This is a genomic window from Sellimonas sp. (genome assembly GCF_047234585.1).
Taxonomy (GTDB): domain Bacteria; phylum Bacillota; class Clostridia; order Lachnospirales; family Lachnospiraceae; genus Sellimonas; species Sellimonas caecigallum.
On the sequence record NZ_JBKSWG010000003.1, the window covers coordinates 55,450 to 71,085 of the forward strand.

Genomic DNA, 15,636 nt, shown 5'->3' on the forward strand with positions numbered 1-15,636 from the left:
TGACAAAAGTGAAAAAGTGGATAAAAAAACAGAGAGTTTTTATCTGATATTACGATTGCATCATCGGACAATTCCTGCAATAATGATATTATAAAAACAACTGACGGAAAACCGTTTGGTAAATAAGGTAAAATGAAAGCGAGGATTTGAAATGAGTTATTTAAACGGACAGACAGGATATCGCGAAGAATTACTGAATACAAGATCTATCGTTAAGATGGGAAGCTATGTGGTGATCGAGCCGGACGGAATCGTGAAAAACGCTATTCCGGGCTACACGAACTGCGATGTGACGATCCTTGGCTCACCTGCGATGGGAGCTTCTTTTGCAGATTATCTCATCACAGTACATGAAGGCGGAAACAATCCTGCATTTGGCGGCGAAGGATTGGAAAGCTTTATCTACGTGGTAGAAGGAAGCGTGAAAGTAAAGAATGCAGATCAGGAAACGACACTCACAAAAGGCGGATATATTTATTCACCGGTAAGCAACACGGTAGCATTTGAAAATGCAGGAACAGAAGATGCGACTCTTTTTGCATACAAACGCAGATACGAAGCAGTGGAAGGATATGCTGCCCACACAGTCGTGGGAAATGACAATGATCTTCCGTGGATTCCATATGAAGGAATGGAAAACTGCCACATCAAAGATTTCCTTCCGGCAGCAGGAGATTTCGGATTTGACATGAACTTCCACATCCTGAAATTTAAGATGGGAGCGTCTCATGGTTACATTGAGACACATGTACAGCAGCACGGCATGTATTTCCTTTCCGGAAAAGCAATGTACCGTATCGGAGACGATTGGGTACCGCTTCAGAAAGGCGACTACGTGTTTATGCAGGCATACTGCCCGCAGGCATGCTACGGCGTAGGCAAAGATGAGGAAGTTACATATATCTACTCAAAAGACTGTAACAGAGATGTGCAGCTTTAAGGCACGATATTGATTGCAGCATGTGATTTATTCTTCCGGATACTATAGATGTGTTTTGGAAAAGCCGGCTCGTCAGGAATTGGTTGTGCAGACTGACGGGCTGGTTTTTTTATCTATAGGAAATCATGTTCTTATAGACAATTACGTGAAAAAATAGACAAAATGTCTGAGGTTAGATAAAAAAGCTGTTTTCGATATATCTAAAAAAACAATTGAAAAAAAGTTCATTGATTGCAATAATATTATCATAGTGACGTTGCCCGGAGACGGGATAGATCAATGAAAGAGAGGATTATGGTAATGAGGCTTTCAAGAGAAGAACTTAAAGGCTTGATGAAAAAGAAACTGATGAAAGCGGGTTTGAAAGAAGAACACGCAGATATCACAGCTGAGATTTTAACGTGGTCGGATGAAAGAGGATATCACTCTCACGGAGCTGTAAGAGTGGAATATTACAGCGAGAGAATCGCAAAAGGAGGGATCACGACAGATCCGCATTTTGAGTTTAAAAAGACCGGGCCGTGCTCTGGAATTTTTGAAGGAGACAATGGATGCGGATATGTGGCTGCCAAGAAAGCGATGGGGAAGGCCATCGAAATGGCGAAAGAGAACGGCATCGCAGTAGTGGGAATGAGAAATATCTCTCACAGCGGATCCATTGGATATTATACTGAGATGGCGGCAGATCAGGATCTTGTGGCGATTTCCTTCTGCCAGTCCGATCCGATGGCAGTGCCTCCGGGAGGAACAGAACCATATTACGGAACAAACCCGATTTCATTTGCTGCGCCGACAGCAGATGGCAGAAAAGTTGTGTTTGATATGGCTACGACTGTTCAGGCTTGGGGAAAAATATTGGACAAGAGATCCAGAGGAGAATCAATCCCGGATACATGGGCAGTAGACGAAAACGGCAATCCTGTCACAGATCCGAATCTCGTAAACGCCCTGCTTCCGATCGCAGGAGCCAAAGGATACGGGCTGATGATGATGGTGGATGTTTTCTCAGGAATTCTTATGGGAGTGCCGTTTGGAAAACATGTAAGCTCTATGTATCATGATTGCTCCAAGGGAAGAGAGCTTGGACAGATGCACATCGTGATGGATCCGAACCGGTTCTGCGGACTTGAGCAGTTTAAGAAAAACATGTCTGAGACATGTGATGAGCTTAACGCGATGCCGACGGCCGACGGATATGAAAAAGTGTACTATCCGGGAGAACGCGCTGTCATGAGAAAAGAGAAAGCCTATGAGGACGGAGGAATCGAGATCGTGGATTCCATTTACGAGTATCTCATCAGCGACGATATCCATTACAACAGATATGACCACAAAAACAGATTTGCCGAATAGTGAAGGAGAGAATAAAAGATGTTAAAAACAGTAGTAAAAAAAGGCAGTTATCATGATTCTGTCGTGCTTATGCTTTTGACGAATCAGATTTCTACGATAGAAGGAGTAAAGAAAGTATCTATCATGATGGCGACGCCGGCCAACAAAGATATTTTCAAACAGAGCGGCCTGGATACGGAAGAATTGATGGCGTCCACAGCAAACGATATGGTAGTTGTTGCGGACATTGACGATGACAGCCTTCTGGATACGATCATGAAGGAGATAGACGAATTCTTTAAAAAGCAGTCCGCATCCAGCGAAGGGAAAAAAGGGGCCGAAAGTGTGAAATCATGGGATAAGGCTCTGAAGAAACTTCCGGATGCCAATCTGGCTGTGATCTCTATCCCGGGAGCCTATGCAGCTCTGGAAGCAGACCGGGCGCTGGACGAAGGAATGAATGTCTTCATGTTCAGCGATAATGTGACGATTGAAGATGAGAAGAAGTTAAAAGAAAAAGCACATGAGAAGGGTCTTGCTGTCATGGGACCGGACTGCGGTACAGGCATCATCCAGGGAGTGCCGGTGGCATTCACAAACAGTGTGACACCGGGGGCGATCGGGATCATCGGAGCTTCCGGAACCGGAATTCAGGAGCTTACTACGATCATTGACCGTCTCGGAGAAGGAGTTAAAAACGCCATCGGTACAGGCGGAAGAGATCTGTCCACAGAGGTAGGAGGCATTACCATGATGGATATGATCGACGCGATGGAAGATGACGACACTGTCAAAGTACTGATCGTGATTTCCAAACCACCGGCAAAAGAAGTGAGGGAAAAAATCTCTGCAAGACTGAGCGTCTGCAAAAAACCGGTTATCACTCTTTTCCTGGGAGAAAAGCCGGAATATCATGAAGAAAACTTCTATCATACATATACGCTCGACGAGGCGGCACGTCTGGCAGTAAGCCTTGTGCGAGGCACAAAAGCGGAAGAAGGGGAAGTCCATACAGACAGATCCGAATTTTATCCGGCTGATGCCAAGAAGACGATCAAGGCATACTATTCCGGAGGAACACTTGCTGGGGAAGCTGCAATGCTCATCAAGGACGCGTTAAAGCTTGCTATTCCGCCGGAAAAAGCGGAAGGATTCATGCTGAAGACAGACGGGCACATTGTGGTAGATCTTGGAGATGACGTGTATACACAGGGCAAACCGCATCCAATGATCGATCCTGCAAAACGGATCGAATGTATGCAGGAGGCGGTAGATGATGAATCTACAGGTGTGATCCTTTTCGATATCATGCTTGGATACGGTTCCCACGAAGATATGGCAGGAGCACTTCTCCCGACGATCAAAGATCTCCAGAAAAAGGCAGAAGCAGAGGGAAGGAAAGTATTCTTCGTCTCCACAGTATGCGGGACAAGAAGAGATTATCAGGGATATGACGAGGCGGTAAACAAGCTGAAAGAAGCCGGTGTTATCGTCTGCGAGACAAATAAACTTGCTGTTCGCACGGCGATCCAGGCGATCGGACTTGACTTTGACGAACCGGAAAAGGAGATCCGTCCAAGACAGACATCCGATGTCGTTCCGCAAAAGGCATCCGAAAAGCTGCTCCAGATGCTGTCCGAGAAGCCGAAGATCATCAATCTCGGACTGAAAAGCTTTGCAGAAGTGGCAGAACAGTTTGGCTGCGAAGTCGTGCAGTATGACTGGATGCCGCCGGCAGGAGGAAATGTGGAACTTATCAAGATCCTGAATTTCCTCAGACACTACGATGGTCTGGACATCGATGAAGCAAACCGTGAAGTCATCGCAAAAGTGGTGGCAAGCCAGCCGGTCATCAAGGATAACGTGCGGGCAAAAGAAGTGATTCCGGAGATGCGGGAAGGAAAAGTGATCCTTCATGCAGGTCCGCCGGTAGCTTACGAAAACATGCCGGATCCGATGCAGGGTTCCTGTGTGGGAGCAGTTCTTTTTGAAGAATGGGCAGATAATGAAGCAGATGCACGCAAGCTTCTGGAGTCCGGAGAGATCCGGTTCATTCCGTGTCATCATGTGAAAGCAGTCGGACCGATGGGAGGAATCACATCTCCGAACATGGCAGTATTTGTTGTGGAAAATACAACGGACGGAAATGAAGCGTACTGTACGATGAATGAAGGAATCGGAAAGGTACTTCGTTTCGGGGCATATTCCGAAGAGGTTGTGGAAAGGCTTCGCTGGATGAGAGATGTTCTTGGTCCAACTCTTGGAAGAGCCATCCGGGAACTTGGAGGCATCGATGTAAATCCGCTTATCGCAAAGGCTATCGCTATGGGCGATGAATTCCATCAGAGAAATATCGCGGCTTCTCTTGCATTCTTAAAAGAGGTAGCTCCGACTATCACAAAAATGGATATGGATGACAAGGATCGCTATGATGTCATCAAATTCCTTTCCGATACGGATCAGTTCTTCCTGAATATCATGATGGCGACAGGAAAAGCCGTTATGGATGCAGCAAGGACAATAGAAAGAGGTACGATCGTAACTGCGATGTGCAGAAACGGATACGAATTCGGTATCCGGATCGCCGGCATGGGAGACGAATGGTTTACAGGTCCGGTCAATACGCCGCAGGGACTTTACTTTACAGGATATGACGGAGAAGATGCGTGTCCGGATATGGGAGACAGCGCCATTACAGAAACGGTAGGAGTCGGCGGTATGGCAATGATCGCAGCCCCGGCTGTGACAAGATTTGTCGGCGCAGGCGGATATGAGGATGCTCTGCGCACAAGCACAGAGATGACGGAGATTACCATCGACCGCAATCCAAATTTTATCATCCCGAACTGGAATTTCCAGGGAGCCTGCCTTGGAATCGATGCGAGACTTGTAGTAGAGAAAGGCATCACTCCGGTAATCAATACGGGAATCGCGCATAAGATCGCCGGATACGGACAGATCGGCGCAGGAACTGTGCATCCGCCGATCGAGTGCTTCGAAAAAGCGATCGCTGCGTATGCCAAAAAACTCGGCTTTACTTCATAGACGAAGAAAGCAGAAAGGAAGATGGCTGTGGAGAAGAAGAAAATTGTGATAGCCCTGGGCGGAAACGCCCTGGGCAAAGATATAGAAGAGCAAAAAGAGGCTGTCGCAAAGACAGCAAAAGTGATCGTAGATTTGGCGCAGGAAGGATACAGCCTTATCGTGACCCATGGAAACGGGCCGCAAGTGGGCATGATCCAGGACGCCATGGACAGTCTGCGGGCGGAAAATAAAAACTATAAAAAGGTCCCGCTCCCGACTTGTGTTGCCATGAGCCAGGGATATATCGGGATCGATCTGCAAAATGCCATCAAATACGAATTGTTTAAGCGCGAGATAGACGGGAAGGTCTCCACCATCCTTTCCCAGGTCGAGGTAGATGAAAATGATGAAGCATTTGAAAACCCGACCAAACCTATCGGCGGCTTTCTCACGAAAGAAGAGGCGCTGGAACTGGAAGAGACAGGGGTGCACTGCATGGAAGACGCGGGAAGAGGATACCGTGTCGTGGTGCCTTCCCCGATGCCAAAGAGGATCCGGGAATTAAAGACTATCGAGACATTGCTGGAAGCAGGACATATTGTCATCACATGCGGAGGCGGCGGGATTCCGGTCATCAACAAGGGCGGGAAATTAACCGGGGTCAATGCGGTTATAGATAAAGACAATGTGAGCAGTCTTCTGGCAGCTCAGATCGGGGCAGATTTCCTTGTCATTCTTACAGCGGTAGAGAAAGTGGCCATCAATTTCGGAAAAGAAAATCAGGAATGGCTGTCTGACATCACGGTGGAACAGGCAGAAGAATACATTCGGCAGGATCAGTTTGCAAAAGGATCCATGCTCCCGAAGATCGAAGCGGCTCTTCGCTTCGCAAGATCCGGGCAGGGAAGAAAGACACTTATTACCCTTCTGGATAAAGCGGCGGACGGAATCGCGGGAAAGACCGGGACTGTGATCCATGAATAGAAATCCGGCAGCGTCCTGTCAATACGACTTAGGAGAGAGAATATGAACATACCAATTAATTTTTTCATGTGGGGACTGGCATGTCTGCCCATTATCGTACTGCTCGTACTGATGATCAAATTCCAGTGGGGAGCTACAGAAGCAGCTCCGGTGGGACTTGTCATCACAGTGATAACAGGACTTGTATTTTACAAGGCAGATATCCGCCTGATCGTATCGGAGGGGGCAAAAGGCATATGGAATGCCCTTACGATCCTTCTGATCGTTTGGACAGCGGTCCTGATGTATCAGGTGGGAAGCGAAGCGAAAGCATTTTCCGTTATCCGGGATGGCATGAGGAAACTGCTTCCAAACGAACTTCTGCTTGTACTGACCATGGGATGGATATTCGAAAGCTTTCTTCAGGGTATTACAGGGTTTGGAGTGCCGGTGGCGGTAGGAGCGCCGCTTCTGATCGGTATCGGAGTCAAACCGATGTGGGCGGTTATCATCCCGCTTCTCGGGCAGTCCTGGGGAAATACGTTCGGGACGCTTGGTGCAGCGTGGGACGCCCTGGCTATGAGCGCAGGACTCACGGTAGGAAGCAAGGAATACCTGGCTACCGCCTTTTGTACAGCGGCCTTTATCTGGTTCTGGAATATCATAGATGGGATGGTCATCTGCTGGTTTTACGGCAAAGGGAAAGCCATCAAAAAAGGAATTCTGCCGGTTATGTTTATCTCTTTGATCCAGGGAGGAGGAGAACTTCTCCTAACTCAGGTCAACACGACGATCGCATGTTTTGTTCCGGCATGTATTTCCCTTGTGGCAGTCCTTCTTCTTGGCCAGCTGAAACCTTATAAAAAAGATTGGTGCGTGGAGGAAAGCCAGATCATGGATCGGACATTTGCCGGGCAGAGCGCAGATGATAAGCCGGAGGGAATGACCCTCATCCATGCATTTGTACCGTATTTTCTTTTGTCGGCCATTACGCTTATTGTTCTGGTCGTAAAACCGGTCAATACATTTTTGTCCCAGTTCCAGATCGGACTTGCCTTTCCGGAGACGCAGACAGGATACGGATATGTCAATGAGGCCACAGAATGCTTCTCGCCTCTGTCGCCGTTTACGCACGCCAGCATGTTCCTTTTGCTGTCTTCTCTTATCGGACTTGTCTATTACAAAAAGAAAGGCTGGATCAAAAATGGCGGAGTAAAGGGTGTATTTGTCCGCTCGGTATCTATGACGATGCCGTCGGGTATCGCCGTGATCGGACTTGTCATCATGTCAAAAGTTATGGCGGGAACCGGACAGACGGTAGTGCTGGCAAATGGGATCGCCAATGTACTTGGAAAAGTCTACGTGGTACTTTCCCCGTTCGTGGGACTTCTCGGATCTTTTATGACCGGAAGCAATATGAGTTCCAACATCCTCTTTGGAGGATTCCAGACGACGACGGCAGGTCTGCTGGAGGTAGATCCTTCTGTGATACTGGGAGCACAGTCTTCCGGAGGATCCATAGGAAGTGCAGTCAGCCCGAGTAATATCATCCTCGGAACGACGACGGCAGACATTCTCGGAAACGAAGGAAAGGTACTCAAGAAGATCATTGTGATCACAGTGCCGGTTGCTATCGCTATTGGAGTGCTGGCGTTTGCGGCAGTCAGCCTATAATGACAGAGAGAGAGGGAGTTTCAGTGGAAGAAAAGAGTTTTTTTCAGACCCGGGCAGGAGGACTTACCATCGCATTTCTTGTGATCATGGCAGCATTTGCCGTGATCATGGCAGGGCTTTCCGGAGGAAATGACGGGTTGTGTACGGCAGGTTTTATCATGATCGGAGCAGCGATGCTGTATTCTCCGGTCAAGGTGCATCTTTACGACCGATTGAAAAAGAAATAAAAATATTCATATACACAATAAAAAGGAAAGTGAGGACAAAAAATGGGTATTGAAGAAGTAACAGGCAGAATTGCGCAGGATCTGGAACATTTGAAACAGTTCACAGCAACTCCGGGAGAAGGATGTACAAGACTTCCGTTTACAAAGGAAGCAAGAGAAGCCGTCGATTTCCTGAGAAAGACAATGGAAGAGGCGGGATTGGAAGTACATGAGGATGCAGCGGGAAACGTCTTCGGGACAATGAAAGGCGAAAATCCGGATCTTCCGTGCGTCATGATGGGATCCCACTATGATTCCGTAGTAAACGGCGGAAACTATGACGGGATCGCCGGAGTCGTATGCGCCATCGAGGTGGCAAGACTTCTGAAAGAAAAAGGAATCGTTCCGAAACGTAACTTTGTAGTTGTAGGTTTCTGCGACGAAGAAGGAATGAGATTCGGAACAGGATATTTTGGATCCGGGGCAATGCTTGGAAACAGGGATCCGGAATACTGCAAAAAATTCACAGATAAAAACGGTGTATCCATCTATGAGGCCATGAAAGAGTACAATCTGGATCCGGAAAAAGTGCAGGATGCAAAATGGCCGGACGGATCCATCGGATATTTCCTGGAAGCACATATTGAACAGGGACCAGTCCTGGACGCAGAAAATATTGAAATCGGACTTGTGGACTGCATCGTCGGTATCCAGAGATATATGATCACGGTAAACGGAAGATCCGACCATGCAGGTACGACACCGATGGATATGAGAATGGATGCAGTAGATGCAGCTACAAAAGTCATTTCCAAGATCGCAGACTGGGCGAGAGAAAAAGCGGACGGAAGCGTTTCCACAGTCGGATATATCAACACGATCCCAGGCGGAATGAATATCGTTGCAGAAAAATGTGAATTTACGGTAGATATCCGTTCTAAGAACAATGACAACATCAACGATATCGCAAACCGTATCCGCGCAGCTCTCGACAGAGAAGTGAAAGCTATGGGCGGAAGCTACGACATCCAGAATAAGCTGACCATCACGCCGGTCAACCTGTCCATGGATATGCTCCGGGAAATGGAAGAAAGCTGTAAAGAACACGGATACAGCTACAAGTATCTTCCAAGCGGAGCCGGACACGACTCCCTTGAGATCGGACAGGTCATCCCGACAGCGATGCTGTTTGTTCCGAGCAAAGACGGAAGAAGCCATTGTCCGGTAGAGTTCACAAAATACAGCGATTTTGCAAAGGCATCTGTTATCATGGCAGAACTTGCGGAAAAGCTCATTACATCCTGTTAATAAACGGTTCGAAAAGCGCCGCAGGAAAAATCCTGTGGCGTTTTTTTGCAATCGTGTGTTATACTGTTTATATGCGGAAAATATAGCGATGAAGGTGAAAATATGGGGTTTACAGTTGCAGAATTGCTGCGCACAGAAAATCTGGCAAAGATGAAGCTGTTGTGTGGGAAAAAAGGGATACAAAAAGAAATCAAAGGTGTGACCATTATTGAAGCACCTGATATCGTGAAATTTATCAACGGCGGAGAACTGCTTTTGACAGGGCTTTATGCATTCAAATACTGCAGCACCGCCGAGTTTGCCGAGTATATCGAGGAAATCCAGAAAAAGCAGATCAGCGGACTGATCATCAAACGAGGACGTAAGGTAGAGGAAGCGGAAAAGAAGATAGGGCTTTTGCAGGAGTTTGCGGACCGATATGATATCCCGCTTGTGGAAGTGCCTTTTGAGATTTCTTTCCAAAAGATCATGTGTTTTGTCATGGAGAATATTTTCAATGAGGAAGTCACGAAACTCAAATATTTCAAGACAACGCATGATAATTTTACAGCATTGTCCCTGTCCCAGGGCCACAAAAAAAATCCGGTAGGGGATATTCTGGATATGCTGAATAAACTGATCCGCAATCCGGTGGCTCTTTACAACCAGAACATGACATGTTACGCTGCGGCAAACGATCAGATAATTGATTTCCAGTTGTCGGAAGATGCCAAGGAATATGATCCTGGCACGATCACGAACTACCGGTATATGAGACAGGAAGGAGAGAACGTCCAGTATATCGTGCAGATCCGGCTCAATGTCGGAGTACAGATGTATCTTGTCATCACAGAGAGAGATTCCATTTTTAATATGATGGACTGCATTGCCGTGGAAAATGCGATCGTAGCTTTCCAGTACGAATTCTCAAGAAAGTTTGCGGTGTCGGAGCTGGAAAAGAAATATCAGAATGACATCCTCAATAATCTTTTGAACGGAAAGGTAACATCTTCCGGGGAGCTGAAAAAAAGTACGGCTCTGCTTGGCATGGATCCGGACGGTTTTTACAGGGTCATCGTGTTCGGTGTGGCAAATGAGGGAAGAAAGCAGAAAAATATAAATGAAAAACTGTATCATTTAAACTACCTGGAAGAGGCGGTAAAGCAGCACATGACAGGGGCAAAGATCCACAGGGATATGGAGAAGCTCGTCGTGATCATGACGGCTGATCCGGATCAGGCACAGGTAGAATGCAGGAAGGAATTAAAAGAAATCCGAAATCTTATACAGGACGCAGTCACGCGGCAGAATAAAAAACTGAAAGTAAAGGCCGGCGTGGGAAAGATGGTGGAAGGAATCATTCATCTGCAGGAATCTTATAAGGAGGCGGACGATGCGTTCTCATTTATTGATATCGCGGGAGATATTTCTGAGGAAGGAACATCATATCTGATGATGTTTTCTGATCTTGGGATCTTCAAACTTTTGTGTCAGCTGAACGATCCGGCGCTCCTCCTCGAGTACGTGCCGGAATCGCTGCAGAAACTTTACAATTATAAAAAACCACAGCAGGAAGATCTTGTGGCCACGTTAAAGACGTATCTCAATTACAACCAGAATCTTTCCAAGACAGCACAGGATCTGTATGTTCACTATAAGACGGCGGCATACCGGATCGAAAAGATTGCCAAGATCACAGGAATGGACTTCAACAATGCAAACGAGATGCTGGCGGTCCGTATCGGTCTTGTAGTCTATAAAATGATCGAGGATTACAATAAAAAATAGAGAAAAAATAAACAAAGCAACAGAACGGCAGTTTATCTAATTTGGATAAACTGCCGAATTATTTTTATCTGGATGCACCGATGTAAGCTGTTAAAAAATTATCTATACTATGAAATATGAAATGACAACGAAGCGAGGAGGGATAAGGTGGAAGTCGATGCAAAGAAAGTAACGGAACGTCTGGAAGAGCTGTACGCCTGCGGTGCGCAGGAAGACGGTACCCACACAAGGATGGCGTATTCCGACGAAGACGTAAAAGCCCGTGAAATATTCCAGGGTTACTTCAGAGAAATCGGTATCCCGGTACGGATGGACGAGGCGGGAAACCTGATCGCACGTCTGGAGGGGGAAGAACCTGATCTTCCGGCTATCATGATGGGATCCCATCTTGACACAGTGCCGGACGGAGGAAAATACGATGGTGTGGTAGGCTGTATGGCAGGACTTGGAGTCTGCGAAGCCCTTGTCAAAGCAGGGAAGAGGCTTAGACATCCGCTGGAAGTCATCGTATTTACTGATGAGGAAGGTTTCCGTTTTGGAAGCGGACTTCTGGGAAGCGGTGCGATCTGCGGGGAAGATCTGGGGATCTCAGAAAATGACCTGGATATGTATGGACAAACGAGAAAAAAAGTATTCAAAAATTATGGAATCACGGTAGAAAATGTGGCGAAAGCCAAGATCGATCCGGCATCTGTCCATTGTTTTATCGAACTCCACGTGGAGCAGGGAGGAACACTTTACAAAAACCGGATACCGGTTGGGATCGTGTCATCCATAGCCGGTGTAAGCCGCTACGAAGTGCAGATCCAAGGACAGGCAAACCATGCAGGAAGCACAATGATGGAAGACCGGAAAGACGCCCTTGTGACAGCGGCCAGATTTATTTCTGAAGTGCCAAATGTCGTAAAGCGGCTCGGAGGGCAGTACACAGTAGCCACTGTAGGAACGATCAAAGTCGCACCAAATTCCGTCAATGTCATCCCTGGCAGCTGTACCTTCCATCTGGAGATCCGGGATCAGAGCGCCGATGTGATGAAGAAAATAGAAGAGGAACTTTACACATACGTCAAAAAGCTGTGCGACGAGGCACAGGAAACACTGAGCTGGGAACATATTTCTTACCATGAACCGGCTCCGATGGCGGAAGAAGTAAAAAGCGCCATCGAAAAAGCAGTAAAGAAGCTGGATGTGGACTACACTGTCTTGCCAAGCGGGGCATTCCATGATTCCCTGCTGATGACGAGAGTATTTCCGACAGGCATGATCTTTGTCCCAAGCGAAGAGGGTATCAGCCATTCCAGATATGAATTTACGAAAGAAGAAGATATCCGGCGCGGATGCGACGTCCTGCTTGAGACAGTGCTCTTGCTGGACAACATGGAAATCGAGCACAAATAAATAAAAAAATATAAAAGAAAAGGAGACACTCATATGGAAAAGAAGAAAATTGGTATTATCGGCGGAGGTATTTCCGGAACATGTTTAGGCTATCATTTAAGCCTTTATGACAATGCAGAAGTGATCGTGTTTGAAAAAGATACGATCGGCGGAGCATCTACAGCAAAATCAGCCGGAACAGTATGTCTGTTCGACGACTCATTAAAGAACAGATACTGGGATGTCAGATTATACGGATTTGAATCTTACCTGAAAATGGAAGCAGAAGAAAAAGGTTCTGCAGGATTTGACAAGACAGGTACCCTTGTTGTCGCAACAAACGAACAGGTAGAAGCGACGATCAAGACAGGTATCGCTCTTGCAAAGGCAGCAGGATACTCAGGAGAATATATCACAGATAAAGACCGCATCAAAGAGATCCTTCCGGATATCTCCACAGACAACATCCTTGGAGCAGGATACACAGCAGACGACGGATACTTTGACGGAACGATGATCTCAAATACATATGCAAAGAAAATGCAGAAAAACGGCGGAGTCATCAAGACAGGCGTCAAAGTGACAGAAGTTGTTGTAAAAGATAACAAAGTGACAGGACTTAAGACAAGCGAAGGCGAAGAGTACGAATTCGACTATGTAGTAGACTGTACAGGACCTTGGAGCAAGTTCACAGGAGAAATGGTAGGAGTGGATGTACCGATCTGGCATACAAAAGCCGAAGCATTCTTCCTCTGCCCTCCGGGAAAGAAACTCAACTACACATTCCCGGTACTCAAATACCCGGAATTCTACGGACTGAGAGCAGGAGACAACATCTTTATCTGTAAATCACACCTGTCCATGGATCTGAATAACCCGATGCATGCAGGACAGTGGGATCCGGACAAACTTCCGGCAACAGGCGGAACAGACGATTACTTCATCGACTTCCTGCTTGATCAGCTGGAAGTAAAAGTACCTGGCATCGTGGACAGCGGTCTTGTTTCATCCTGGCTTTCCTACCGCGCAGAACCAAAAGACTTCCTTCCGATCCTTGGAGAAACTCCGGTAGAAGGATACATCCTCGCTACAGGTTACGGCGGAAATGGTGTCATCGAAGCGCCGGCAGCAAGCAGAGACCTTGCAAAACTGATCATGCGCGGAGAATCCACGCCATTACTGGAAGACTGGGCATTCAAACGTCTGCTTGGCTAATTCGTAATCAAGATTTCAGGAGGAAAAAATGGATATAGCGGTTCTTATCAAACAGGTACCTGTTTCAAACAATGTTTCAGTAGATCCGGAGACACATGCTCTGATCCGCGCCAGCGCAGAGGGCATGATCAATCCGGCAGACTTAAATGCGATAGAAGAAGCAATGGTGCTGAAAGAACAGACCGGCGGAAAAGTAGTCGTATTTACGATGGGACCGCCGGATGCCGAAAAAGCACTGAGAGAGGCGATGGCACATGGCTGCGACGAAAGCTGTCTGATCACAGACCGCGCAGTTGCCGGCGGAGATACCATTGCGACAGCAAAGGTACTGGCAGAAGCCATCAAAAAATATGGAAAATTTGACCTGATCTTAAGCGGTGCGCTGTCAGCAGACGGCGCCACCGGACAGGTAGGCGCGATGGTTGCAGAATGCCTGGGAATCCCGCATGTTGCGGAAATCCAGAGCATTCAGTATGACGAGGCAGTTCCAGACAAAATCGACGCAGTGAAGAAAGTATATGGAGAACGGTTCCATGTGCGCTGTGCTCTTCCGGCAGTTCTTTCTGTGAACTTCGGATCCAACGTGCCGCGTCTGGCGACGCTTCGAAGCACGAGAGCGGCAAAAAATAAACCGCTTGCAACATACACGAATGCGGACCTGAAGCTGCCGGCCGATCAGGTAGGTATCCCGGGATCCCCGACAGCAGTCATCGACTCCTTCGAGCCGACAGGAGGAAGGATGGCAGAAATGCTGGAAGGAACACCGGAAGAACTGGCTGTGAAGCTGAAGAATATGATTGATGAGGAGAAAGGAAAATTATAATGGCGAATGGAATTTGTATTTTTGCAGAAAATTATAATGGGAAATTAGAGCCGGCATCCGCAGAACTTGTCTCCGCAGCACGTCTGATCCAGGAAACGACAAAAGAAGAGATCAGCGCAATCGTAGCAGCCAAAGACTGTGACACTGTAGTGGAAGAGTTAAAAGGACTCGGTGTGGAAAAAATCTATGTCGTAAAGACGAGCAGGGATATCCTGCTTCAGGACGATGCGGCAAGCGAGGTCATCGCGGAGATGCTGCGCAAGATCGATCCGTCATCCGTGCTGATTCCGGCTACCCCGACAGGACGCTCCATCTTCTCAAGAGTAGCTATGAAGCTTAACTGCGGACTCACAGCAGACTGTACCGAACTGCTTGTGGGAACAAGAGAAGACGGCTCTTATTACATCAAACAGAATAAACCATCTTTCGGAGAGAATGTTTTTGTGACGATCATCACAAGAGAAGGATACTATCCGCAGATGATGACAGTAAGACCGGGCGTGTACACTGCACCGGAGGCGTCATCCGAAAACAGCGCGGAAGTTGTATATATGGATGATATCGCTGTACCGGATTCACAGATCGAAGTCGTAGAGGTACTTCCAACAGAAGATACGACGGACAGCATTCTCTCATCCGAGATCGTAGTTGTAGGAGGAAGAGGAGTACTGGAAGACGACAATTTTGCCCTCGTAAAAGAATTTGCCGACAAGATCGGCGCGGCTATCGGCGGCACAAGGCCGATGGTCGACACAGAGACGATCCCGTTCGAGCATCAGATCGGACAGACAGGATGTACGATCCGTCCAAAGATCTGCATCTCTCTCGGAGTATCCGGGGCGATCCAGCACACGGAAGGAATCAAGGATACAAAACTCTTTGTGGCTGTCAATACAGATCCGAACGCAGCGATCTTCAAAGTGGCAGACTATGGAATGACAGCAGATCTGAGAGCGGTTCTGGAAAATTATCTGAAACTGTAGTACAATAGGATAAGTAAAATACAT

General features: G+C 47.2%; 12 protein-coding genes. All 12 read left to right on the forward strand.

From position 1 onward, the window contains the following. Nucleotides 1–151: 151 nt before the first annotated feature. Entirely contained in the window at nt 152–940 is a 789-nt protein-coding gene (gene allE / locus ACLROL_RS01705) for a (S)-ureidoglycine aminohydrolase (protein WP_087202722.1), read from the forward strand. A 300-nt stretch (nt 941–1,240) separates the two neighbouring features. Continuing rightward, nucleotides 1,241–2,293 carry an ureidoglycolate dehydrogenase gene (gene allD / locus ACLROL_RS01710; RefSeq protein WP_413067258.1) on the forward strand — a complete coding sequence of 351 codons (1,053 nt, stop codon included), beginning with the start codon at nt 1,241–1,243 and terminating at the stop codon, nt 2,291–2,293. A gap of 18 nt (nt 2,294–2,311) precedes the next feature. After that, nucleotides 2,312–5,317 carry an acyl-CoA synthetase FdrA gene (gene fdrA, locus ACLROL_RS01715; RefSeq protein WP_413067227.1) on the forward strand — a complete coding sequence of 1,002 codons (3,006 nt, stop codon included), beginning with the start codon at nt 2,312–2,314 and terminating at the stop codon, nt 5,315–5,317. A 27-nt stretch (nt 5,318–5,344) separates the two neighbouring features. Further along, nucleotides 5,345–6,280 (forward strand): carbamate kinase, encoded by a 936-nt coding sequence (arcC, locus tag ACLROL_RS01720; RefSeq protein WP_087202788.1) that lies wholly within the window; start codon nt 5,345–5,347, stop codon nt 6,278–6,280. A 42-nt stretch (nt 6,281–6,322) separates the two neighbouring features. Then, nucleotides 6,323–7,933, forward strand: a complete 1,611-nt coding sequence (locus ACLROL_RS01725) for an L-lactate permease (protein ID WP_087202719.1) — start codon at nt 6,323–6,325, stop codon at nt 7,931–7,933. After that, on the forward strand, nt 7,933–8,160 hold the full coding sequence (locus ACLROL_RS01730; RefSeq protein ID WP_246599221.1) for a hypothetical protein: 228 nt from the start codon (nt 7,933–7,935) through the stop codon (nt 8,158–8,160). The genes ACLROL_RS01725 and ACLROL_RS01730 overlap by 1 nt, the downstream gene beginning before the upstream one ends. Nucleotides 8,161–8,202: 42 nt before the next feature. Further along, on the forward strand, nt 8,203–9,447 hold the full coding sequence (locus ACLROL_RS01735) for a M20 family metallo-hydrolase (RefSeq protein ID WP_087202717.1): 1,245 nt from the start codon (nt 8,203–8,205) through the stop codon (nt 9,445–9,447). Nucleotides 9,448–9,549: 102 nt separating this feature from the next. Continuing rightward, a complete protein-coding gene (locus ACLROL_RS01740) occupies nt 9,550–11,214 on the forward strand; it encodes a PucR family transcriptional regulator (protein ID WP_087202715.1) in 1,665 nt (554 codons plus the stop codon). A gap of 147 nt (nt 11,215–11,361) precedes the next feature. Then, complete coding sequence (locus tag ACLROL_RS01745; RefSeq protein ID WP_087202713.1) at nt 11,362–12,612, forward strand: Zn-dependent hydrolase; 1,251 nt, start codon at nt 11,362–11,364, stop codon at nt 12,610–12,612. A 33-nt stretch (nt 12,613–12,645) separates the two neighbouring features. Beyond that, complete coding sequence (locus ACLROL_RS01750) at nt 12,646–13,806, forward strand: NAD(P)/FAD-dependent oxidoreductase (RefSeq protein ID WP_087202711.1); 1,161 nt, start codon at nt 12,646–12,648, stop codon at nt 13,804–13,806. A gap of 28 nt (nt 13,807–13,834) precedes the next feature. Next, nucleotides 13,835–14,629, forward strand: a complete 795-nt coding sequence (locus ACLROL_RS01755; protein WP_087202709.1) for an electron transfer flavoprotein subunit beta/FixA family protein — start codon at nt 13,835–13,837, stop codon at nt 14,627–14,629. Beyond that, nucleotides 14,629–15,612, forward strand: a complete 984-nt coding sequence (locus ACLROL_RS01760; protein ID WP_087211496.1) for an electron transfer flavoprotein subunit alpha/FixB family protein — start codon at nt 14,629–14,631, stop codon at nt 15,610–15,612. Before ACLROL_RS01755 ends, ACLROL_RS01760 begins: the two co-directional genes overlap by 1 nt. Nucleotides 15,613–15,636: the final 24 nt, after the last annotated feature.